Annotated in this window: 22 protein-coding genes; 11 read left to right on the top strand and 11 right to left on the bottom strand. The window is 28.2% G+C overall.

What is annotated here, in order from left to right; all coding sequences use genetic code 11:
* Window positions 1-4 precede the first annotated feature (4 nt).
* From glgP to LN42_RS00860, 3 genes are all read right to left on the bottom strand, one after another.
* Entirely contained in the window at window positions 5-2,572 is a 2,568-nt protein-coding gene (glgP, locus tag LN42_RS00870; protein WP_014295659.1) for an alpha-glucan family phosphorylase, read from the bottom strand.
* A gap of 98 nt (window positions 2,573-2,670) precedes the next feature.
* Entirely contained in the window at window positions 2,671-4,008 is a 1,338-nt protein-coding gene (gene rlmD, locus LN42_RS00865) for a 23S rRNA (uracil(1939)-C(5))-methyltransferase RlmD (RefSeq protein ID WP_075780114.1), read from the bottom strand.
* 54 nt (window positions 4,009-4,062) lie between these two features.
* Window positions 4,063-4,542 carry a DUF2232 domain-containing protein gene (locus tag LN42_RS00860; RefSeq protein WP_014295657.1) on the bottom strand — a complete coding sequence of 160 codons (480 nt, stop codon included), beginning with the start codon at window positions 4,540-4,542 and terminating at the stop codon, window positions 4,063-4,065.
* A gap of 70 nt (window positions 4,543-4,612) precedes the next feature.
* Between LN42_RS00860 and LN42_RS00855 the strand changes: the two genes are divergently transcribed.
* The 9 genes from LN42_RS00855 (at window position 4,613) to LN42_RS00815 (ending at window position 13,710) form a co-directional block, all read left to right on the top strand.
* Window positions 4,613-5,056, top strand: a complete 444-nt coding sequence (locus LN42_RS00855) for a MarR family winged helix-turn-helix transcriptional regulator (RefSeq protein WP_014295656.1) — start codon at window positions 4,613-4,615, stop codon at window positions 5,054-5,056.
* Window positions 5,043-6,734, top strand: a complete 1,692-nt coding sequence (locus LN42_RS00850; protein ID WP_014295655.1) for a PEGA domain-containing protein — start codon at window positions 5,043-5,045, stop codon at window positions 6,732-6,734. Before LN42_RS00855 ends, LN42_RS00850 begins: the two co-directional genes overlap by 14 nt.
* A 12-nt stretch (window positions 6,735-6,746) precedes the next feature.
* Window positions 6,747-9,059: a hypothetical protein gene (locus LN42_RS00845; protein ID WP_075780113.1), complete on the top strand. Its 2,313-nt coding sequence runs from the start codon at window positions 6,747-6,749 to the stop codon at window positions 9,057-9,059.
* A complete protein-coding gene (locus LN42_RS00840) occupies window positions 9,059-9,865 on the top strand; it encodes a patatin-like phospholipase family protein (protein WP_075780112.1) in 807 nt (268 codons plus the stop codon). The genes LN42_RS00845 and LN42_RS00840 overlap by 1 nt, the downstream gene beginning before the upstream one ends.
* Window positions 9,852-10,646 (top strand): patatin-like phospholipase family protein, encoded by a 795-nt coding sequence (locus LN42_RS00835; protein WP_014295652.1) that lies wholly within the window; start codon window positions 9,852-9,854, stop codon window positions 10,644-10,646. The genes LN42_RS00840 and LN42_RS00835 overlap by 14 nt, the downstream gene beginning before the upstream one ends.
* Window positions 10,643-11,305, top strand: coding sequence for an LptA/OstA family protein (locus LN42_RS00830; protein WP_014295651.1), 663 nt, complete (start codon window positions 10,643-10,645; stop codon window positions 11,303-11,305). Before LN42_RS00835 ends, LN42_RS00830 begins: the two co-directional genes overlap by 4 nt.
* Window positions 11,302-12,579: a serine--tRNA ligase gene (gene serS, locus LN42_RS00825; RefSeq protein WP_014295650.1), complete on the top strand. Its 1,278-nt coding sequence runs from the start codon at window positions 11,302-11,304 to the stop codon at window positions 12,577-12,579. The genes LN42_RS00830 and serS overlap by 4 nt, the downstream gene beginning before the upstream one ends.
* Entirely contained in the window at window positions 12,579-13,280 is a 702-nt protein-coding gene (locus LN42_RS00820) for a 16S rRNA (uracil(1498)-N(3))-methyltransferase (RefSeq protein WP_014295649.1), read from the top strand. The genes serS and LN42_RS00820 overlap by 1 nt, the downstream gene beginning before the upstream one ends.
* A 61-nt stretch (window positions 13,281-13,341) precedes the next feature.
* Complete coding sequence (locus LN42_RS00815) at window positions 13,342-13,710, top strand: hypothetical protein (RefSeq protein ID WP_014295648.1); 369 nt, start codon at window positions 13,342-13,344, stop codon at window positions 13,708-13,710.
* Window positions 13,711-13,891: 181 nt separating this feature from the next.
* On the opposite strand, the gene LN42_RS00810 is transcribed toward LN42_RS00815, so the two are convergent.
* Both LN42_RS00810 and LN42_RS00805 read right to left on the bottom strand, forming a co-directional pair.
* Window positions 13,892-14,083: an ATP-binding cassette domain-containing protein gene (locus LN42_RS00810; protein ID WP_075780110.1), complete on the bottom strand. Its 192-nt coding sequence runs from the start codon at window positions 14,081-14,083 to the stop codon at window positions 13,892-13,894.
* Window positions 14,084-14,154: 71 nt separating this feature from the next.
* Window positions 14,155-15,375: an MFS transporter gene (locus LN42_RS00805; protein ID WP_075780109.1), complete on the bottom strand. Its 1,221-nt coding sequence runs from the start codon at window positions 15,373-15,375 to the stop codon at window positions 14,155-14,157.
* A gap of 455 nt (window positions 15,376-15,830) precedes the next feature.
* Here LN42_RS00805 and LN42_RS11090 point away from each other — a divergent pair, with 455 nt between their 5' ends.
* Complete coding sequence (locus LN42_RS11090) at window positions 15,831-16,001, top strand: hypothetical protein (protein WP_232223910.1); 171 nt, start codon at window positions 15,831-15,833, stop codon at window positions 15,999-16,001.
* Window positions 15,998-16,195 carry a hypothetical protein gene (locus tag LN42_RS11085; RefSeq protein ID WP_232223907.1) on the top strand — a complete coding sequence of 66 codons (198 nt, stop codon included), beginning with the start codon at window positions 15,998-16,000 and terminating at the stop codon, window positions 16,193-16,195. The genes LN42_RS11090 and LN42_RS11085 overlap by 4 nt, the downstream gene beginning before the upstream one ends.
* Window positions 16,196-16,237: 42 nt before the next feature.
* Here the strand turns inward: LN42_RS11085 and tpiA are convergent, their stop codons facing one another.
* From tpiA to LN42_RS00770, 6 genes are all read right to left on the bottom strand, one after another.
* On the bottom strand, window positions 16,238-18,205 hold the full coding sequence (gene tpiA, locus LN42_RS00795; protein ID WP_075780108.1) for a triose-phosphate isomerase: 1,968 nt from the start codon (window positions 18,203-18,205) through the stop codon (window positions 16,238-16,240).
* 66 nt (window positions 18,206-18,271) lie between these two features.
* Window positions 18,272-19,276, bottom strand: a complete 1,005-nt coding sequence (gene gap / locus LN42_RS00790; protein WP_014295640.1) for a type I glyceraldehyde-3-phosphate dehydrogenase — start codon at window positions 19,274-19,276, stop codon at window positions 18,272-18,274.
* Window positions 19,277-19,411: 135 nt separating this feature from the next.
* Window positions 19,412-19,795, bottom strand: a complete 384-nt coding sequence (locus tag LN42_RS00785; RefSeq protein ID WP_014295639.1) for a YbaB/EbfC family nucleoid-associated protein — start codon at window positions 19,793-19,795, stop codon at window positions 19,412-19,414.
* 142 nt (window positions 19,796-19,937) lie between these two features.
* Complete coding sequence (locus LN42_RS00780) at window positions 19,938-20,876, bottom strand: radical SAM protein (protein ID WP_075780107.1); 939 nt, start codon at window positions 20,874-20,876, stop codon at window positions 19,938-19,940.
* A gap of 102 nt (window positions 20,877-20,978) precedes the next feature.
* Window positions 20,979-21,416 (bottom strand): hypothetical protein, encoded by a 438-nt coding sequence (locus tag LN42_RS00775; protein ID WP_075780106.1) that lies wholly within the window; start codon window positions 21,414-21,416, stop codon window positions 20,979-20,981.
* 108 nt (window positions 21,417-21,524) lie between these two features.
* The gene (locus tag LN42_RS00770) at window positions 21,525-22,901 is read right to left on the bottom strand and encodes an aspartate ammonia-lyase (protein WP_075780105.1); all 1,377 of its coding nucleotides are present in this window, start codon (window positions 22,899-22,901) and stop codon (window positions 21,525-21,527) included.
* Window positions 22,902-22,911 lie beyond the last annotated feature (10 nt).

Genomic DNA, 22,911 nt, shown 5'->3' with positions numbered 1-22,911 from the left:
TATCTTATTGTGGATATTTTACAAAACCTATTAAATAATGTTGATATGGCATTATAGGATTATATGGAATAACTCTTACATTCCAGCCATACTGCCCTCTTTCATCTATTTCAAATTCACCTTCATACAAATATGTATCTTTATTTACTTCTTTTTTCAACTTCATATCAAACGATTTTAATGTAACTATTTTGTTGTCTTCCAATTTTGCTACAACAATTTGTGTAAGTACAGAATCCGGCCCAATTCCCGGTAAATAAACTTCTGCTTTTACTTCTATTTTTCCACCAGTTGAATATTCAATGTCTTCAGTTACATTTGAAAGAACTTTTATTCTAATATTTCCCCAGTTTTTCTCCAATATTTCTACCCAAGCAGAGAATTTCTTAGCTATTTCAAAATTATCTTTTACAAACTTTTCTCCTAATTCCGCTGCAGTCATATATAATTTTTGTGTATATTCTTTGAGCATTCTATGTGTATTAAAGAATGATGTAACTGATTTTATAGATTCTTTCATTATTTTTATCCATTCTCTTGAAACTCCCAATTCTTCATTATGGTCATAATAAAGAGGTACAATTTCTTTTTCAAGAGTATTATACATTGATGAACTATCTATTCTATCCTGTAATTCAAGGTCTGTGTAATCTCTTTCATCACCTATAGCCCATCCATTTTTTCCATTATAACCTTCAACCCACCAACCATCAAGAACACTAAAGTTCGGAGAACCGTTCATACCAGCTTTTTGACCACTTGTTCCACTTGCTTCTCTTGGTCTTCGTGGATTATTAAGCCATACATCAACACCGGCTACTAAATGCCTTGCAACATTCATATCATAATTTTCAATAAATACTATTTTATCTTTAAATTCAGGCATTCTTGAAATTTCGTAAATTCTTTTTATTAATTCCTGACCTGGTCTATCTGCCGGATGTGCTTTACCCGCAAAAATCAATTGAACAGGTCTTTCTGGATTATTTAAAATTTTACTGAGCCTTTCAAGGTCTTTAAAAATTAATGTAGCTCTTTTATATGTTGCAAATCTTCTTGCAAAACCTATTGTTAAAGCCTTTGGATTAAGAATATTTTCTATTTCTTCAAGTTGTTCTACTGTTTCACCATGTCTCATTCTTTGTTCTTTAGTTCTTTGATGTACAAATTCAATTAATTTTTTCTTTAAAGATTTTCTTACATTCCATAATTCTTCATCTGGAATCTCATCAATTTTTTTCCATAAATCAGGATCATCAATCTTTTCATGCCAGTCTTTTCCAAGATAATGAGCAAATAAATCCTGTAATTCTTTGGAAATCCATGTTGTTGCATGAACACCATTTGTTACATGTGTAATTGGAACCTCAACTGCTTCAAGTCCTTTCCATATGTCTTTTGCTAAATCTCGTGATACTTCACCATGTAATTTACTTACTCCGTTTGCTCTTGAGGATAAATTTAAAGCTAATGTTGTCATTGAAAATAATTCAGAACCATCAGCCCTTATTTCAGCTCCTAAGTCAAGAAATTCCCTTCTTGATGCTTTAAGTTGTGGCCAATAATCTTTGAAATATTTATCCATTAAATGAAAAGGAAATGCATCATGACCTGCTGGAACAGGAGTATGTGTTGTAAATACCGCACCAGCTTTTGCTGCTTGAACTGCTTCTCTAAATGTTAAACCGTGTTCCTGAACAAATTCTCTAATTCTTTCTAAACCTAAAAATGCAGAATGACCTTCATTCATATGCCATACCGATGGGTTATATCCAAGAGTTCTTAATGCTCTAACTCCTCCAATACCCAAAAGCATTTCCTGCCTTATTCGCATTTCCTGATCCCCGCCATATAATTGGTAGGTAATCATTCTATCTTCAGGATCATTTTGCGGAATATCTGTATCAAGATAAATTAAATTTATTCTTCCAACGGATAATTTCCATATCTTCGCATAAACTTTTCTATTATCCATTTCTACTGTTATATAAATTTCATTTCCTTCATCATCTTTTACTGGAACTACAGGAAAATTATCAAAATCATAAGGATTAAAAATAGCTTCCTGCCAGCCTTCAGAATTAATCCTTTGTTCAAAGTATCCCTGTTTATACAAAAGTCCAACAGCAACCAATGGAATTCCCAAATCACTTGCTGATTTTAAATGATCACCAGCTAATACACCTAATCCTCCAGAATAATTTGGAAATGATTCATGTAATCCATATTCAGCACAAAAATATGCAAATTCTCCACCTTTATATTGTTTATGTGTGGATTTAAACCATGTATTTTCAGCTTTCATATAATTTTCAAATTTTTCCACTACCTGAGAGTATAAACTCAATATAGCCTGATTTTGCGCTGCCTCGTTCAATTTTTTCTGGCTTACCTTTTTTAAAAATGCAACAGGATTTCTATTTACTTCAACCCATAAATCTTCATCAATTCTTTCAAAAATCTCCTGTGCATCATAATTCCAGGTCCACCAGAGATTTCTACTTAATTCTGGTAATTTTTTTAAATTTTCAGGCACTTTTGGTAATACATTTATCCTTGAAATAAATTCCATGGAAAGGCCTCCCTCCAATTTTTAATTTTAACAATACATATTATACCAAAAAAAGGTGTCTCAATTCAATATCTAAAGAAAAATTAAAATAATCAGGTTTATTTACTGTTTTTCAACTTTAAAAACGCAAAATTTTCTATATGAAAAGTATTTGGGAACATATCGAAAGGCTTTATTTTTTCTATATTATAGAATTCTTGCATTTTTGATAGATCTCTTGCCAGAGTGCTTGGATCACAGGATAAATAAAAGATATATTTAGGTTTCAATTCTGTTATCTTTGTTAAGATTTTCTTACTCAATCCACTTCTTGGCGGATCAAGAATGATTAAATCCAATTTTTTATCATAATTTTCTATAAATTTTTCCACATCTTCTTTTACGAAACTAACATTTTTTATGTTATTTATGTTCGCATTTGCTTTGGCGGCTTTTACAGACACATTATTACTTTCAACACCTGTAATGTGTTTTAATAGTGGGGCAAGATATATTGAAAATAGTCCAACTCCAGAATATAAATCTAATGCTGTTCCAGAAATTTTTTCAGATTTTACTATTTCAACAAACTCCTCTAAAATTTTCTTCGTTATAAAATAATTATTTTGAAAGAATGCTGTTGGTGGAATTTGATATTCAAAACCATCAAAATCCTCTTTTATTACTCCTTCACCTCTTAATGTTTTATATGGTCCTCTTAAAACAACAGAATCAGAACCATTCATGACATGGATAAAAGAATCTGCTTTTATATTTTTTAATATTAATTCCTTAAACTTCTTATAATTAGAAATGTATTCTGTTTTTGTTATAAAGATAGCCATAATCTCATTTTTTGAAAATGATTTTCTTAATACAAGATGTTTAAACTCTCCTTTTCTTCTTTTTGGATTATATATTTTCATATTTAAAGCTTCAAATATTTTTTTTACCTCTGTAATTATTCTATTAAATTCTTTTGGAGCTAATAAACAATTTTTTATATCTATAATTTCATTACTATTTCGTTGTTTTAATCCTAATTTTACTTCACCATTTTTATAAGCAAATGCAAATTCCATTTTGCTTCTATAATGGTTTATTTCATCAGATGGCACTACATTTTCTACAAGAGATTCATCGATTTTACCAATTCTTTTCATTTGTTCTTTTACAATGCTTTTTTTTATTTCCAATTGTTTTGAATAATCCATATCCAATAATTGACAACCACCACATTCATAAAAATGCGGACATACCGGTCTATTCCTATATGGTGCCTTTTCAAGATATTCAACAACTTCTGCAAAATACACATCTTTTTTATTATATTTTGTTTTTATCCTTACAAACTCACCAGGATATGCATGTTCAACCATATAAATTTTATTGTCATATCTGGCAAACCCATATCCTCCATATACCATTTTTTCTATAACAAGATCAATATAATCCATATCTCTCACCTCATTTTTATTTTTTATATTTAAATTATTATTTTTATTTCATTTTTACGCCTTTTTTTGATAAAATATAGTAGGTAGTTTATTGAGAATAAGTTTTGATATTCTACTATAATAAAATTTTATACTAATATATGCACCAGCTCCAATTAACGGCCAAAGATATCTGAATATTACTACATTAAAAAAAGATTTATACATAAAATAGGAAGACGCCACTGGTACGAGAAAAAATAAAATGTGGAGTATTTTCTTTTTTTTATCAACTACCAACCCCAAAACCGGCGGAAGTAAAAATGTGGTAAAAAATATCATTCCAAAAAGATCATTTATCATTAAAATTAAAAAACCCGTAGTTATTACAGAAATAATAAAATATTTCATATCCGTCAATTCATATACCAATACAAGCGGAATTAAACTAAAAAAAGAAATTAAAATACCAAATACAGGTATAAACATTTGAGCTGAAAATAATAATACCGCCAAAACGCTTAGTATAGCTGAGTAACTTATACTTTTCCCCATTTTAATACCTCTCTTTCTAAATATATATTATGAAATTATTAATAAAACAAAATAAGATAGGAGGAACATTATGGAAAAAACAAGAGTTCAAAACTTCGAAAAAATTATACGCGATATATGTTTCAAAGTTAAAGTTGAAGGAAGAAAAATTATAAAAAACAGTGATATTTCCCCTGCACAATTTGATTTACTCCAAATTTTATATTTCAGAGGTCCAAAAAGAGTCACAGATATCAGCCTTATTTTAGGAATTACTAAAAGTACTACAACAGGTCTTATTAATAGATTAGAAGCTTCTGGCTATTTAGAAAAAGTAAAAGATAAAAGAGATAAAAGAGTTACTACAATAACTATAACAGAAAAAGGTAAAAATGTTATTGATGAGGTTATAAAAGCTCGTGTTGAATTTATGCAAAAGGTTTTAGATAAAATGAAAAAACCAGAAGAAGTTATGGATCGTCTCGAGTGTCTTGATAAAATGATAAATGAGGTGAGGGAAAATGAAAAAGAATAAAATATTCCTGCTTTTATTTTTTATTGTCTTTAGTATATTATCCTTTTCATATCAATTAAAAATTTTTGCTCCAAAAGGTGCTTTAATCTATATCGATGGTCAGTATATTAAAGCTGTAAAAAATACTTTTGAATCCATCGATATTTCATCTGGAACTCATACAGTTACTATAAAAAAGTTTGGATATGAAGATTACATCAAAACCATGGATATTTCTTCTGATACCGAACTTAGGGTCTCTTTAATTCCTCTTGCCTCATTAAAAATTATATCAAATATTGAGCAATTTTATGTACAATATAACAATAAAAAATTCCTGGTAAATAATCATGATACGATAACAGTTCCAGTTAATATTAAAGATTTTTATTTTACTTTTGACAATTATAAACCTCAAAAATTACAAATTGACTTAAAACCTTTCGAAACCAGAGAATTATATTTAACCTTTATACCTGAAGGCATGATAAAAATAACTTCCAATCCAACATCAATATTATATATTAACAATGTAAAGATTGGTGAAACACCTTATTCTACAGTTTTAAATAAAGGAGTAAACTATAAACTAAAATTTGAGCGTAAAGATTATATCACTATTGAAAAAAACATTAATATTACTGAAAAAGTTAAAGATATATCTGTTCAATTAAAAAAGGGAATTAATTTATATGTGGACTCTTCACCAAGAAATGCTCTTGTTGTTATTAATAATAAAAAATACGGATATACACCTGGTAATTTCGTAGTCCCAGAAGGAACATTAAATATTGTAGTTTCTAAAATTGGATATATTTCAAAAAGACTAACCATAAACCTTGATAAAAAAACAAAATCCAAACAGTTATTTTTCGAATTATACGAAAATAGCAGAACTGTATTCTTTAAGGATGTCAAAAATTTAGAATTTTATCTTGATGGAAAATATATTGGCAAAGAAGTTGAGGAATTAGAATTAGATGGGATGCCGCATATTATAGAAATTGTATCTAAAAACGATAAAAATCTCTTTTTTAGATATATTATACATAAAGACGATCCAAAACAAATTGTTTTAAATCCAAAATTATATACATCTATAGAAGTTTTATCTTCAATTGATAAAGTCTTAACCTACATAGGTGATAAATTCGCATTTACTCCTTCAACAATATTGATAGATACAATGCAGGAAACCAAAAAAATTGATATTTATTATTTAAACGCAAAAAAAATGACAACTATTAGAAAAAATAGATCACAAACTGTATTTTTAACAGAAGATAAAAATGTTGGGGCGCTTTCATTATTTACAACATCTTCCAGAGCTTTAATATATATAGACGGAAATTATGAAAATACTGGATATCTAATAGGAAAAGTTTTAAAAACTGGAACACATAACATCACTTTTAAATTTCCTGATGGAAATATATATAATATAGATGTTTCTATTTCACAATATAATCATAAGGTTGTTTTCTTCTCGAGAGCAAATCTTGTACCCGTAAAAATATACAATAGAAAAGGATATGATTTATTTGTTGATGATGTAAAATATACAGGTTCAGAAGTAAATTTAAGGTTGGAATACGGTGTCCATAAAATTGCATTATATAAAGGAAATTTAAAAATCAAAGAAAAATACATTTATTTCACCGACGAAGGAAAATTTATTAACGTCGATAATTGGTATTAAGGGGGCTTTTATATGAAAAAAAGTTTTGTTATAGCATTAATTATTTTATTATTAAATACTTTAATTTTCGCTGAACTTGTTGATGTAAAACCTGCATCTCCTGTTTATCCACATGTACTAAAAGTAATAAATGCTGGTATTATGGATACGGACACTCAGGGAAAATTTAATGGTGCAATATCTGTTTCAAGATATGATCTTGCTATTTTTGGTTCTAAATTTCTTGATTATTTAGATGAAAATTATAAATTAAAAATTGAAACTATGGATGCTTCATTATCCAAGTTATTAAACGAAAAATTACCCGACAGAGTATACACTCTTGAAAATTTTATTTTTTCTCTTGATACTGATTATAAAAATACAAAAAATACAGTTTCAGAACTCAGTAAAGATGTATATTATTTAAAGCAGGCTATATCTATTAACTCTACTGAAACTAATAATCCAATTTTTAAAGCTATAGCTCAAAACGCTTCTATGATAGCCCAAAAAAAATCAGAAGAAACAATTAAGCAGTTATATGAAACAACACTTGCTACAATGATTACTTTTAGCAACAGAATGGATGAATTTGAAAAAAGCGTTGAACAGCTGGCAGAAGAATTTTCAAAAACCAAAGAATATATGATTAATACTCTTGATGATTATTTAAACAAAGAAAAAAATTATTATAAGTCATATATAGATGAACTATTTGAAAAAGAAAAAACCGGTCTAAAAGTTTATATTACAAATGAAATTTCTTCTCAAATTAGATGGAAGGGTAATACCGATGAAGCCACAATAACGCAATTGATGAATGAAATCAATACATTAAAAAATCAAATTGCCTCTTCAAATACATATGTAGATGATATTATCCAACAAAAATTTGATTTTGAAGTAAAACCTTTAATGGAGCTTACTTCAAAAATTCCAGAACTTGATAATCAAATTAAAATATTAAACGATAAAATAACAAAACTTGAAACTTCTGGAGTAAACATTTCAAATTCAGCAACTCTTTCAAATGATACGTTGTTATATAAAAAATTAAGAGATATTGATATGAAAGTAAATTCTTTACAGTCCTTACAAATAAAAGTTGAAGAACTTGAAAAAGCTGTAAATTCTTATTCCGCTATTTTAACTGATACAACTAATAGACTTAATAATATTGATAATAGAATCTTAGATATTCAAAAAAATATGAGTTCTTTAAAATCTGGAAATGGTGGAACTGTTCCTTCAGAAATTATCGATAGAATTGCTGTATTGGAAAATAGAGTATCCAATATAGAACGTCTTGAAAATGCGGCAGATGAAATTGATAAATTTAGTAAACAATTACAAAATTTCGATCAGAGAATAGGGTTACTTGAAGGTGCTGCTTTTGGTAAAGAAAATGAAAGCCTTTCAAATTTATTCACACGTCTTGACCAGATTGAATCAAGAATTAACACAAATGATTATGCTGTTTCTAATTTAACAGCTCAAGTTTTGAATATGTCAAAAGATCTCGATGCTTTCAGAGAAGCAGTAAAGGCAAGTGGCGTTAAAGACTCCTCTGAACTTTTAAAACAAATTGCTGAAGCTTTACCAAAAATAAATAATATTGAGGAATTGAGCAATAAAAATTATCAGGATATTCAGAAAATCAATGCTGATTTAAAATTAGTCTCTGAATTATCAGAACAGGTAAGAAATTTAAATAATATTGTTCAGTCATTGGCAATACAACCACCAACACAAAAATTACAAAATGAGGTTATTGCGAATTCAAAAACACTTTTTGAATTAAAAAGCGATTTCGATAAAAAATCAACAAAAATCGATACATTAGAAAACAGATTAAAATCATTAGAAAAATCCATCTATACACTTGAAAATCTTCCTTCAAACAATCAAGATGCTTTAATAAATATAATAGATGATATGGTTTCACAGGAATTAATGAAAAAATCTGACGACATAAAAAATTATATTTATATGCAAATAAAAGATGATTTAATTAAGGAAAACATGAAATCATTAGAAGCTATAGTAACAAGATTAAACAACTTAGAAAATAAAGTAAACATGTCTGTTGATTCTTCTTATCTTGGCGATAAAATCTATAAAATAGAAGATGATATAACTGCTTTAAAAACTAAAAATAATCAGCTGGAAAATGAAATTCTTGAAATGAAAAAGAGCGAAATGTCTAATGATGCTTTAAATAGACGTCTTCAAAACCTTGAAGAACAATTACATTCACAAAATTTAATGTCTAACGTAATATATGCATTAATAGGTGGTGTAGTAGGCGGAATTGCAGTTTATATCCTATTAGGAGGGTTCTAATGAAAAAAGAATACGGATTAGCGCTTGGAAGCGGCGGAATAAGGGGAATGGCACATATAGCATTAATTGAATATCTTGAAAATAAATATGAAACGCACCCAGTTGTAATAACTGGGTGTAGTGCTGGTTCATTAATAGGTGGATTATATGCTTTAGAACCAGATATAAATTCAGTATATAAAAAACTTTCTTATTCATTAAAAAATTTTGATACTGAAATAAAATCTATGAAAAAAAGTCTTGATTCAAAAATTTCTGGATTTACAAAATTGCTTTCCTCCATGGGAATTATGAAAAATGAAGTTCTATTTAGAATGTTAAAACCTTTGTTTTATAAGAAAAAATTTTCTGATTGTAAGATACCTTTTGGTGTTGTTGCTCTAAATATTGAAGAAGAAAAAACAGAAGAAATCACAGAAGGATATCTATTAGATGCCATTATGGCATCTTCAAATGTTCCTGGTGCTTTTACACCTACATTATTAGGGGGAATGGAATTATTAGATGGCGGAGTGCTTGAAGAAGTCCCAATACAACTTTGCAGAAAAATGGGAGCGAATTATGTTGTAGCTTCACATATTCCTTCTACGAATAAAAGTTTAAGTAGTGGATTTAATTATATAAATTATATTTCATCATTGAGTATAGATTTAGTTACAGATTTAAAACTTTCAGATGCTGATGAACCATATATATTTGAATCACAATATTCATGGTATGAGTTTGATAAATACGAGGAAATTTACAACGAGGCAAAGGCCAAACTAGCCCAACAAAAGAGTGGTGAAATAAATGTCGCAAATTAAAATTGCTTCTGGTGATTTTAAATACGGATTGTACTGGAATGCTGGAGTTGTTTCTTCTTTTTATGAAAAAAAATTAAATCCATTCTTAAAATTATCCGGTATAAGCGTTTTAATGCCGTTCTTTATTTCGAAATATAAAAGAAATTTTTTTGGAAAAATGATTGAATTCATTGAAAATACAAAAATTTTAAATAAGTTTGTGTTTAAAGACAGAATATATGAAAATTTATATAATCAAGCAACTGCGTTATTAAAATTAAACAAAAAAAAGCAATTTGAGTTCGAATCACATACAGAACTCACTAAAGAATTAAAAGCATATTTTGGAAATACAAAATTATCAGATTTAGGAGATTTTTTTCTAATCGAAGCATATGATATAAAAGATAATACAATATATTATTTTCAAAGAGAAGAATTATTTGTTGATGCATTAGTAGCCTCATTATCTTCACCTCCATATTTCAAATACTATGAATATAATGACAAATTTTTAATACCCAGTGCAGAAATTTCACTATCGCCATTAAATATAGAAAATTATGACATAATAACCTCTTATGAATGTTCAATAAAATTACCAAAACCAAGAAATGGTGCTGAAATATTACTTTATTCGTTCTTTTTGAGAAAAAAGGAATTATTTGGTATAATTACTAAAGATAAAGATGTAATCTGCCCTCAAAAAGTAGAATTCTCTGCTTTAAATGCAAAAACTTATATGTACGCAAAAAGATTAGCTGACAAATGGATTAGCGATAAATTGGAGGGAAACAAATGAAAAAATGGTTGTTTTTATTAATCAGTGTTCTTTTATTTTCCATTGCACTTGCTGATACTATTCATGTAAGTGCAATAACCGTTAATGGTGGAGATGATTTTTATGTACTAAAAAATGATGTAAAGGTTATTAAAAATGATTTAGAAGTATTAACAGACCTCGCTACCGTAACTTTAGTAAATGAAGAATGGCGAAACCTCGAATCTTCAGGTGATATTTTTATTAAAACAGATACTATGGAAGCAACTTCTAATCTTTTAAAATATGATTTAAAAAAGGATATAGGTACTCTTTCAGGCGATGTTGAAACTACAATAAAATTAAAAGAAGACAATAAAATTATATATATTTTTTGTGATAAAATTGAATTTAATAATAAAGATAAAACATATTCTGGAAATATGAAAAGTGATGATGGTTTAGTAAAAATTTTAAAAGATGATTATGTAATTTTCGCAAAAAGTTTTGAATACGATGAAAATACAAAAATTCTTGTATTAAAGGATAATGTAACAATAAAAAATGATGTAAAAAAGATAAATATGAAAACATCAAAAGCTACCTTTAAAACAGATAAAAACGAAATATCTGCACAAAGAGTACAATTAACTCTTGAAATAAAAAATGATAATGAAAAAGAAGAGGAGGAAAATAAATGATAGATATAAAATTAATAAGAAGAAGTCCTGAAATTATCATTGAAGCTTTAGAAAAGAGAAATCATGAAACCGATTTAATCAATCGTATAAGAGAATTAGATGAAGAAAAACGTGAATATCAAAGAGAAGTTGAAGCTTTAAGAGCTGAAAGAAATACATATTCTAAACAACTTGCTAAATTAAAAGCAGAAGGAAAAATGGAAGAATTTGAAGAATTATCAAAAAAATCCAAAAGAATTGCTGATAAAATCAAAGAACTTGAATCAAAAATGAATGAAATTGAAGATAAAATACATATAAAATTACTATACATTCCTAATATTCCTGACGAAAGTGTTCCCGTGGGAAAAGATGAAAAAGATAATGTCGAGATAAGAAAATGGGGAACCCCTACAACATTTGACTTTAAACCAAAAGCACATTGGGATTTAGGTCCTGATTTAAAAATGCTTGATTTTGAAAGAGCTTCAAAATTAAGTGGTTCAAGATTTTCAATTATAAAGTCTCAACTTGCAAGATTAAATAGAGCTTTAATCAACTTTATGCTTGATGTCCATACACAGCAACACGGTTACACTGAAATTGTTCCACCACATCTTGTAAAACGAGATACAATGCTTGGAACAGGCCAATTGCCAAAATTCGAGGAAGATGCATACAATACAAAAGATGACGATTTATTCTTAATTCCAACAGCAGAAGTTGCTCTTGCTGGAATGCATCAAAATGAGATTTTAAGCTTTAAAGAACTCCCTTTAAAATATGTTGCATATACACCATGTTATAGAAGAGAAGCAGGAAGTTATGGTAAAGACGTTAGAGGAATGATCAGGCAACATCAATTTGATAAAGTTGAATTATTCTGGTACTCAGAACCAGAAAAATCCGAAGAAGCCCTTGAAGAATTAACTTCACATGCTGAAAAAATATTACAATTATTGAAATTACCATATAGAGTAATTACCTTATGTACAGGTGATTTAGGATTTGCAGCAGCAAAAACATATGATTTAGAAGTATGGCTTCCAAGTTATAATGCATACAAAGAAATCTCTTCATGTAGTAATGTAAAAGATTTCCAGGCAAGAAGAGGAAATACACGTTATAGAATGAAAAATAACAAAATGGCATATGTTCATACATTAAATGGTTCAGGATTAGCTATTGGAAGAACTTTAGTGGCTATTATGGAAAATTATCAGTTACCAGATGGAAGAATAAAGGTTCCTGAAGTATTGGTTCCATATATGAATGGCCTGGAGGTTATAGGCTAATGCCCAATGCCTTTTATGGTATTCTTTCTGATGAAAATTCAATTATACTTGATAAAAATGAAACTGCTCATCTTAAAATAGTGAGAATAAATATCGGCGAAGAAATCACCGTATATGATGGCACAGGAAATATTTATACATGCATAGTAGAAAAAATCTCAAAAAATCAAACAAAATGCAGAGTTTTAAATATACAAAATTACAATAAAGAATATAAACCAGAAATTGATTTTTACATTGGTGCCAGTAAATTCGATAGAATGAAAATTTTAATTGAAAAACTCGTTGAATTAAGAGTAAATAGAATACATATATTCCACGGTAAAAAATCTCAATTAACATTTAAAAATCTGGAAAAATTTAAAAAAGTAATAATAGAAAGTTCTAAACAATCTGAAAATCCAAAATTTCCTGAGATTTCATTTACTGACTTTAAAAAGATAAACAAGTTAGAAAATGCTATATTACTGGATTTAAAATCTTCTTTATCATTAAATGAAGCACTTTCATTAGAATATTTTAAAAAAAATAAAAAGATTTCTGTTATACTTGGTCCTGATATGGGATTTTCAAATGATGAACTGGAAAATGTTTCAAATAACATTATAAAGGTTAATCTCGGAAAAACTACTATGAGATTTGAAACAGCTGGAATATATGTAATGAGTATTCTTAATTATTTTTATAATAGACTTTATTAAGAACTTTTATCCCCTTTTATAAGTCATATTTAATGACTACATAATCACAAGGGGGGATTTGATGAAGTCATACGTAAAGTTTTATGAAGAAACAAAGAGGGAATATCATGAAATGCTTAACAAAGCAAAAAGACCTCAAGATGTCGTAGATGTTTTCGCAAAATATACACTCAATTTTTTAAAAAGCGCTTTCCCGGAAAAAATTACAGACGAACATTTAAATTATATTGTCTTTGATGAAGAGTTAGAAGATGGCTATTATTTTGAAGAACCATTAATGGAATTATTAAAAGAAGAATTTGAAAATTCCGATTTACCTTCTATCCTAAAGAAAAAAGCCAAAGAGGCTAAAGATAGATATCTTCACATTATAAATGATAATGATAGAACAGAAACTTTTAGACTTTCAAATAACGCAAAAAGCTATTAATAATTAATAAAGCCGGCTCAAAAGCCGGCTTTTATATATAAAAACCATTACTAATGAATTTACTTAACTTTTCTGCAAATTTTTTACTTTCAGCATTAAAATTTACCTCCAATAATATTTCAATTAATTGGTTATTTATGTTATGCAAATGTCAAGTAACTCTGGAAAGGACCATTTTATTTTACCATTTACAATCATCTGGTTTTAATATTCCAAGCAATAATTTTATTGTTGTTGATTTCCCAGCTCCATTTGGCCCGAGATAAAAACAGATATCTCCCTTTTCTATTTCAAATGAAATTCCTTTAAGTGCTGTTACTACCTTGTCTTTTTTTAATTTATATTCTTTTACAACATTTTCAAATTTTATCATTTTTTTCACTCCTGTTTATTAATATTATATAATTTGAGAAATTTTTATCTTTATTTCTATAATATTATATATTAATTTTCATTTTCACTAAAATATGGAATTATATAAAACACCGTTATCAATATCCCTGTTATTCCTAAAAATATTAAATAATATCCACTGTGGATTTTATCTATTATTTTTCCTCCTATATATATTCCTACTATTGTTACTATTTGCATTATTACCATTTTTAATGATCCTATTCTACCTCTTATTTCATTATCTATACTCATTTGAAATTTCGAATTTATTATTACATTGGTAATTACAAGAGCTATATTAAATAAAAATAGCATTGTTGCTATTGATAAAAATTTGATAATTTCATTTGAATAATTCCAAAATATTATTATTCCTAAAAATAGAACCGCTATATTCATTATAATATTTGATAATTTAAAATATAATGTTTTTTTGTCATTTACCATTATAAAGGTTATTAGCGATGCACCTGCTAAAGAACCAACTGTCATAGCAGTTTCTGCTAATCCAACATATGTTGCAGAAAATCCTCCATCTCTTTTTATTATTACAGGTATAAATACTGCAAATATTGGTATCATCCATGCAGAATAATAGATAATTATATTCAATAGATGCTTTAACTCTTTTTTTCTTTTTAAATATTTTATTCCATCTTTTATTTCATCGTAAAAGGATATTTCTGATAATTTTTTCTTATTTTCCATATTATAATCATATTCAATATATAACTCACTTATTCCTGAAAGTAAAAAAGTTATTCCATTAATGAGCAATAGTATCTTAATTCCATATATGCTATATAATAAAGCACCTATTGGAGGACCTGACAATGAAGAAATATTTGAAACTATCAAAAGATATGAGTTTGCTTTTTCAAGATATTGATTTTCTACAAGTTCTGGCAACATTGCATAAGTTGATGTATCAAATAATGTACTCACAATAGATTGTACAATCAAATATATAAATATCGACCATATACTTATAATGTTATTGGCTATAAGATATGCCATAGTTAAACATAAAATACCACTAATAAAGTCCATTCCTACCATTATTTTTTTTCTATTATAATTATCAGCTATAACTCCTAAAAATGGTCTTATTATTATTTCAAAAACCATAATAAATATTGTTGCTAGTCCAAGTATTGTTGCCGATTGTGTAATATCCAACAATAACAACGGAAAACCTATAACCTGTATAGTATCCCCAAGATTGGAAATTAATCTTCCGAATATATATAACTTAAAATTTTTGTTCATACTTTTTCACTTCCTTAAATGAATGTATTATATATAATTAAATTATTGTTTATCCATTTATATATTAAATACTTAATCATTATCTTCTGCAAATATTATTGTTGAAAATATTATTATTCCTAAAAGTATTAATATAGTGATTTTTTCATATTTTCCACCTCCATTATTGATTTTACTATTTCTAACATGACTTTCAAGTGTTTTTTTTAAAATAAAAATCCGCTTTTTATCAGTATTTTAGAAGTTGATTTTTATTACATTTTAATTAACTCGTGTAACATCGAAAAATCCGGGATTTTATTTCGTTTTTTAAAATACTTTTATATTCATTATTTTGTCTTTTTCTTAATTCTTTATTATGTTACAAGAGAATGGTGATTTTAAAGTTTCTTACTTTCAAAAAAGATTAGTAAAAATATTTTTAACTTTTTGTAATTTGGAGGTTAAAAAAGTATTTGAAGAAAGCTGAAAGAAGATTATTGAATTCTGAAGATGTTGAAAATGCGGAATATAATATTTCACCATTTTATTTAGCAAGAAAAAAACTCATCACTGAGCTTTTTAAGAAAACAAAGAACTTTAAGGAATTTGTTTTTAATTATTTTAAGCTCAGTGATGAGGAATGAAAGTTTTTGATGTGTTTTTAAGAAATTGCGTTCGATACGATATTAAATGGCCCATTACTCCTTATCCAAAAGGAAAGGTTCGCGATTTTGCAATTAAATATGGTCTCGGTCAAAAACGTGTTGCTCTTGGTTATTACTCTTTTGAAGATGATGAAAGAGTTTTGATTGATGAGATTATTGAGAGGTTTTTATAACAAAATCCCCGTGAATAACACGGGGATTTTGTTATACTACTATTAAGCTATTATTGTTCTCATAATATCTGCTAAGTCTATAAATGATTCTTTTAATGATGCGCCTCCAACAAGACCACCATCGATATTTGGTTTTGTAAATAATCCAAAGTAATTTTCTGGTTTTACACTACCTCCATATAATATTGTTACTGATTCTGCAACATCTTCATCAAACATTTCGCTTAATAATTTTCTTATATATGCATGAACTTCTTCAGCCTGTTCTGGTGTTGCTACTTTTCCAGTTCCAATTGCCCATACTGGTTCATATGCAATAACTATTTTTTTGACATCTTCTTTTTCTATTCCATATAATCCTTCTTTAACCTGTTTTTCTATTACATTAAAAGTTAAGTCTTTTTCTCTTTCTTCTAATTTTTCGCCAATACAGAATATAGGTGTTAAATCTTTTTCAAGAGCTTTCTTGATTTTTTTGTTTATTATTTCATCTGTTTCACCAAAAATATTTCTTCTTTCTGAATGTCCAAGAATTACATAGTTTACACCTAATGACTTTAACATGTCAGCTGATACTTCTCCAGTAAATGCACCTTTATCTTCAAAGTGCATATTTTGAGCTGCAACATTTATATTTGTGCTTGCTGTTAAATCCACAGCCTTTTCTAATGCAAGGAATGTTGGAGCTATTACAACTTCAAATTTCTTTTCCTTGCCTATTTTTGCTGTTAATTTGGAAATGAATTCTGCTGCTTCAAGATTTGTTTTATTCATTTTCCAGTTTCCAGCAAGAATATATTTTCTTTTATTTATTTTTTTTTTAGATGCAATACTTGCTATACCTGGTAATTCTTTTCCTTCGAGGAATTCCAATGAAGCTCCTCCACCTGTTGAAACATGTGAAACCTTTCTTTCAAGACCGAATTTTTCTATGGCTGCTGCACTGTCTCCACCACCAATAATTGTTATTGCACCTTCATCTGTGATTTCAGCAACCATATTTGCAACTTCTTTTGTTCCTGTTGCAAAATCATCTATTTCAAATACACCCATTGGTCCATTCCATACAACAGTTTTTGCTCCAGCTAATTTTGACTTGAATAATTCTATGCTTTCAGGTCCAATGTCAAGTCCCATCCAGCCATCTTCAATGCCGTCTTCAATTTTTACTACTTTCTTTTCAACACCAGCTTCTAATTTCTGTGCAATAACTGCATCAACTGGCAATACTAATTCTACACCTTTTTCATTTGCTTTTTCCAATAATTCTTTTGCTAAGTCAACTTTATCTTCTTCAAATTTTGATGAACCTATTTCTTTACCTAATGCCTTGAGGAATGTAAACATCATAGCTCCACCAATTAATATTTTATCTGCAACTTCAAGTAAGTTTGTAATAACGCCTATTTTATCTGAAACTTTAGCTCCGCCAAGTATCACTACATATGGCTTTTCAGGATTAGCTGTAGCTTTTGAAAGGAATTTTATTTCTTTTTCCATTAAGAATCCTGCTACACTTGGTATATATTGTGCAATTCCAACATTTGAAGCATGTGCTCTATGTGCTGTTCCAAATGCATCATTAACATGAATATCTGCTAATTCTGCCCATTGTTTTGCAAGTTCAGGATCATTTTTTGTTTCGCCTTTCATATATCTTGTATTTTCAAGAACTAATACTTCACCTTCTTTTAATTCATCAACAGCTTTTTTAACTTCGTCTCCTACTACTTCTGGAACAAATTTTACTTCCTGGCCTAATAATTCTGCCAATCTTTCTGCTACTGGTTTTAATGAGAATTCTGGTTTTGGTTCTCCCTTTGGTCTTCCTAAATGTGATAATAATATCACTTTTGCACCTTCATTTAAAGCATGTTTTATTGTTGGCAATGCAGCTTTTATTCTTTTATCGTTTGTAATTACTCCATCTTTCATTGGAACGTTAAAATCAACTCTCATAATAACCTTTTTACCTTTTAATTCAATATCTTTAATTGTCATTTTATCCATTTATTCTCCCTCCCTTGTGTATAATCAGTAAAGGGGACTAATTAAAGTCCCCCTATTAAACTTATATTATATTAATTCTGCCATTCTTTCTGCTAAATCTACAACTCTTGTTGAGTAACCGTATTCGTTGTCATACCATGAAGCAACTTTAACTAATGTGCCGTCCATAACCTTTGTTAATGTTGCATCAAAGATTCCTGAGAATGTTGTTCCGATTATATCTGAAGAAACAATCATATCTTCATTGTATCCTAAAATGCCTTTTAAATATGTTTCTGCTGCTTCTTTCATAACAGCATTTACTTCTTCTGCAGTTGTAGCTTTTTCAACAACAACTGTTAAGTCTGTAATTGATCCATCTGGTGTTGGAACTCTCATTGCAATACCATCTAATTTACCTTTTAATTCAGGAATAACTACCCCAACAGCTTTTGCAGCACCTGTTGTTGTTGGAATAATATTAACTGCAGCTGCTCTTGCCCTTCTTAAATCGCTATGTGGTAAGTCTAATACTCTCTGGTCATTTGTAAATGAATGTACAGTTGTTAATAATCCTGTTTTTACACCAAATTTATCGTTTAATACTTTAATTACTGGTGCAATTGAGTTTGTTGTACATGATGCGTTTGAAACTACAACATGTTCTTTCTTTAATAATTCATCGTTTACACCTAAAACAACTGTTAAATCAACTTCACCTTTTGCTGGTGCAGTGATTATAACCTTTTTTGCACCTGCTTCAATGTGTGGCATAGCTTTTTCTTTGCTTCTAAATACACCTGTTGATTCAATAACAATATCTACTCCTAAATCTCCCCAAGGTAAGTTTGCAGGATTCTTTTCAGCAAATACCTTTATTTTTTTACCATTTACTACAAATCCATCTTCTACAACTTCTACTGTACCGTCAAATTTTCCATGTACACTATCGTATTTTAATAAGTGAGCTAATGTTTTTGGATCTGTTAAATCGTTGATAGCAACAACTTCAAAATTATCCCTTTTCATCATTTCTCTAAATACAACTCTCCCAATTCTCCCAAAACCGTTAATAGCAATCTTAATAGCCATTAATAAACACCTCCTGATATGTAATGTGAATTTACTTTGTTATTTTTTTCTCTAATATCATTATATCCCTTATTTTTAAAATTTATATTTTGCAATTATAAATTTTTGAAGTTGATTATATTTAATTAATGTTAATTACATTCCTAAATTTAATCCACCGATGTATTTTTGAGTAATTTTTTCTGTTTCTTCTTCTTTAAATTGTTTTGCTTTATCAATAGCTTCATTTGTAGCAGCAATAATCATATCTTTTATAATTTCAAATTCTTCATCTGCTAATTCTTCTGATATTTCAATATCTTTTACCCTTAAATCTCCAGTAACTATTACTTTTACAACTCCTCCACCACTTGTTGCTTCAAATTCCTTTATAGCTAATTCATTTTCAAAATTTTTAAGTTCTTGTTCCATTAATTCCTGAGTTTTTTGAGCTTCCTGCATTAATTTCATTAAATCGTTTTTCTTTCCACCTGATGATTTTAAGCTTCTTCCACCAAGTCCTCTGATTTTTTTAGCCATAATAACCTCCTTTGTCACTCTATTATTCTTTATGCTGAATTATCAGTTATATTATACCATAAATCTCAAATTTTAATGATTATGTTTAAATAAATTAAAAATTCTCATTTTTTGTATGAAATTTTTTTCATTGTTACTTAGACTATTTTTTCAATTTTTTTAATAAATATTTATATCCATCATATTCTACTATTTTTATACTTTTTTCTAATTCCTGAAATACCTTTTCTTTTTTATCCTTAAAATGATTTATTATTTTTTCTGCTTGTTCATATCTCAAAGGATGTTTTTCTGTAATATCTAATATTGCATCTAATGAATTGTTATATCTACTTACATCAAAATCGCCATCTTCCCTATATGCAATTGAGTATGCATTTGGTATTACAGATTGAGCATATTTTATTGCTTCTTCAGAAGGTATTTTCACCCATTTTTCAACCGGTGGTCTAACAGGTGTATTTATATATACCCTTTCCGGCAATGGATTAATAGAACCTATTATTTCAGCTAATTTATCTATATCTTTTCTGCTATCGTTTATTTCTTTCATTAACATTATTTCTATCCATATTTTTCCTGTATACTCTTTTGCAAATATCCTTAATCCTTCAATAATTTTTTTATATGAAATATTTTCAATAGGCCTATTTATTAACTTAAATTTTTTTTCATCCGGGGCATCAATACTCGGCAAAATAAGGTCAGCAAGTTTTAATTCTTCTCTTACTTTTTCATCATACATCAAAAATCCATTTGTTACTACAGCTATTTTAAATTTCTCTTTATGTTGTTCCTTTATCCATTTTATTATTTCACCTAAACCAGAATGCAATGTTGGTTCTCCATCGCCAATAAAGGTAATATAGTCAATTGGCAATTCTGTATTTTCTATTGCATATTTAAGTTCTTTGATAATTTCTTCGGTTTTTATATATTCTTTCCTTTGATTTGTAAAGTTTGTCGTTTTTCCTAATTGACAATAGATACATGCATAATTGCAGGTTTTTAATGGTGTTAAATTTATTCCAAGAGAATTTCCCAATCTTCTCGAAGGTACTGGACCAAATACATTACCCATATTATCATCTCCTTGTAATTATATATATAATACATATATAATTATACCACTATTTTGTAAAAAAATCCCCGACATTTTCATGTCGGGGATTGATGTTATTTCTTAAAAAATTATTCCTCCATTATTTCCACCTTTTGGTGCTTTTTTCATCTGATCAAGCTGATTAAGCAAGTCTGCTGGTGCAACACTAATATCTGGTGTATTCATAGCTTCTTGCTGCATTAAACTCTTTAATTGTTCTTCATATTCCTGCATTTTCTTTTTCATTTCTTCTAAATCATTTTTTACCCAGTTTAATATGTCATTTGACATTTCTTTTGCTTTGTCATCTGGAAGCTCTACATTTTTACCTTCTAATTCTGTGTGTGCCTTAAATTCATCTTTAATTGCTTCTACTAAGTTTTCCTCTGTTAAGATTTCATTTTTGTATAATACCCTTAAAGCAATATTTGTTCTAAATTTTAAATCTTCCATTGACATTTCAATAGCTTCAAGTCTTGCCATAATGATGTTTATTAATTGATCTAATGATACCTGCATTTTAATACCTCCCTGATTTTCAAAAAGTTCATCTTTCTGCTAATAAATTATATAAATTCTTTTTTAAATTATTATTTCTTTTTATTTCAAAAGAAATAATTTTATATATCATTTTAGGTTGTATCCAAGCCCTGTCATTTTTTCTGGATTTATCATTTTTTTTAGTTCTTTAATATTTTTGTTGTATTTTTCAGAGAGGTATTTAATGACGTTTTCAACTTCATAATCGTTTTTTTCAAGTGCTTCTGATACTATTTCATATCCAAATAATTCTATTAATGGAGTAATAAAGGTATATGAATTAATCAAATTTTTCTGACATTGCTTTTCATTGGCTTCTATTAGTTCTATATATCCTTTCAAAGCTGTAAGAGAATTATTAAGATATTCCATTGACTTCAATGTATAATGAATTATTAAAGGAGCAAGGTGGTTTAATTCAAGATTACCATTATAAGTTGCTGTTGTAATGAGGTTGTCAAACGAGATAACGCTTAGTGATAATTGAATTACATATTCTGGAATTACTGGATTAACTTTACCTGGCATTATTGAGCTTCCAGCTTGAATTTTGGGTAAAATTAATTCGTTATACCCTGATCTTCCTGATCCCAATATTCTTATATCATTTGATATTTTTATTAAATTTACAGCTAATGATTTTAATAATCCACTAATTTCCGAAAATACATCCCAATTTTGAGTGGCGTCAATAAGGTTTTCCGCTTTTGCAATTCCTATTTTTGTTATTTCTCTTACTACATTTACTATTTTTAAAACATACTCTTTTGGTGCCGCTATTCCTGTTCCTATTGCGGTTCCTCCAATGTTGACACTTCTTATTCTCTCTTCAACTTTGTACAATCGCCACCTGTCTCTACTCAATGCATCAGCCCATGCACCAAATTCCTGTCCAAGCATTATTGGTACAGCATCCATTAATTGAGTTCTCCCTATTTTTTTTATTTTCATAAACTCTTTTTCTTTATTTTGAATTATATCCTGTAATTTTATTACATTACTTACAACTTCTCTCAATTCTTTAATTATAGCTATTTTCCCTGCTGTTGGAAACACATCATTGGTTGATTGATGTAGATTTACATGATTCAATGGATTTACTATATATTCTCCCTTTTTTCCATTTAATATCTCTGTTGCTCGATTAGCAATTACTTCATTAAAATTCATATTAATAGATGTTCCAGCTCCTCCGGATAGAGGTTCAACAACTATATAATTTTTAAGGTTTTTCCATTCATCGCAGGCTTTTACAATTGCCTTTGCAATATCTTTTTCTAAATATCCAAGTTCATAATTTAAAATTGCAGCGGCTTTTTTTATCATGAAAAAACCCCAGATAAAATTCTCATTGTATTTTTCACCTGTAAGTGGAAAATTTTTTAATGCTCTTGCTGTGTGTATACCATAATAAACATTATCAGGTATTTCCAACTCGCCAATAAAATCTCTTTCAACACGCATTTGACCACCT

Source organism: Marinitoga sp. 1137 (assembly GCF_001941525.1).
GTDB classification, from domain to species: domain Bacteria; phylum Thermotogota; class Thermotogae; order Petrotogales; family Petrotogaceae; genus Marinitoga; species Marinitoga piezophila.
The sequence above is the reverse complement of the archived record's forward strand: the minus strand, read 5'-3'. Positions and strand labels throughout refer to the sequence as shown.

What these genes read in the sequence shown, in the direction of transcription:
- glgP (WP_014295659.1), bottom strand. Translation starts at nt 2,572, where the DNA reads ATGGAATTTATTTCAAGGATAAATGTATTACCAAAAGTGCCTGAAAAT.
- rlmD (WP_075780114.1), bottom strand. Translation starts at nt 4,008, where the DNA reads ATGGATTATATTGATCTTGTTATAGAAAAAATGGTATATGGAGGATAT.
- LN42_RS00860 (WP_014295657.1), bottom strand. Translation starts at nt 4,542, where the DNA reads ATGGGGAAAAGTATAAGTTACTCAGCTATACTAAGCGTTTTGGCGGTA.
- LN42_RS00855 (WP_014295656.1), top strand. Translation starts at nt 4,613, where the DNA reads ATGGAAAAAACAAGAGTTCAAAACTTCGAAAAAATTATACGCGATATA.
- LN42_RS00850 (WP_014295655.1), top strand. Translation starts at nt 5,043, where the DNA reads ATGAAAAAGAATAAAATATTCCTGCTTTTATTTTTTATTGTCTTTAGT.
- LN42_RS00845 (WP_075780113.1), top strand. Translation starts at nt 6,747, where the DNA reads ATGAAAAAAAGTTTTGTTATAGCATTAATTATTTTATTATTAAATACT.
- LN42_RS00840 (WP_075780112.1), top strand. Translation starts at nt 9,059, where the DNA reads ATGAAAAAAGAATACGGATTAGCGCTTGGAAGCGGCGGAATAAGGGGA.
- LN42_RS00835 (WP_014295652.1), top strand. Translation starts at nt 9,852, where the DNA reads ATGTCGCAAATTAAAATTGCTTCTGGTGATTTTAAATACGGATTGTAC.
- LN42_RS00830 (WP_014295651.1), top strand. Translation starts at nt 10,643, where the DNA reads ATGAAAAAATGGTTGTTTTTATTAATCAGTGTTCTTTTATTTTCCATT.
- serS (WP_014295650.1), top strand. Translation starts at nt 11,302, where the DNA reads ATGATAGATATAAAATTAATAAGAAGAAGTCCTGAAATTATCATTGAA.
- LN42_RS00820 (WP_014295649.1), top strand. Translation starts at nt 12,579, where the DNA reads ATGCCCAATGCCTTTTATGGTATTCTTTCTGATGAAAATTCAATTATA.
- LN42_RS00815 (WP_014295648.1), top strand. Translation starts at nt 13,342, where the DNA reads ATGAAGTCATACGTAAAGTTTTATGAAGAAACAAAGAGGGAATATCAT.
- LN42_RS00810 (WP_075780110.1), bottom strand. Translation starts at nt 14,083, where the DNA reads ATGATAAAATTTGAAAATGTTGTAAAAGAATATAAATTAAAAAAAGAC.
- LN42_RS00805 (WP_075780109.1), bottom strand. Translation starts at nt 15,375, where the DNA reads ATGAACAAAAATTTTAAGTTATATATATTCGGAAGATTAATTTCCAAT.
- LN42_RS11085 (WP_232223907.1), top strand. Translation starts at nt 15,998, where the DNA reads ATGAAAGTTTTTGATGTGTTTTTAAGAAATTGCGTTCGATACGATATT.
- tpiA (WP_075780108.1), bottom strand. Translation starts at nt 18,205, where the DNA reads ATGGATAAAATGACAATTAAAGATATTGAATTAAAAGGTAAAAAGGTT.
- gap (WP_014295640.1), bottom strand. Translation starts at nt 19,276, where the DNA reads ATGGCTATTAAGATTGCTATTAACGGTTTTGGGAGAATTGGGAGAGTT.
- LN42_RS00785 (WP_014295639.1), bottom strand. Translation starts at nt 19,795, where the DNA reads ATGGCTAAAAAAATCAGAGGACTTGGTGGAAGAAGCTTAAAATCATCA.
- LN42_RS00780 (WP_075780107.1), bottom strand. Translation starts at nt 20,876, where the DNA reads ATGGGTAATGTATTTGGTCCAGTACCTTCGAGAAGATTGGGAAATTCT.
- LN42_RS00775 (WP_075780106.1), bottom strand. Translation starts at nt 21,416, where the DNA reads ATGCAGGTATCATTAGATCAATTAATAAACATCATTATGGCAAGACTT.
- LN42_RS00770 (WP_075780105.1), bottom strand. Translation starts at nt 22,901, where the DNA reads ATGCGTGTTGAAAGAGATTTTATTGGCGAGTTGGAAATACCTGATAAT.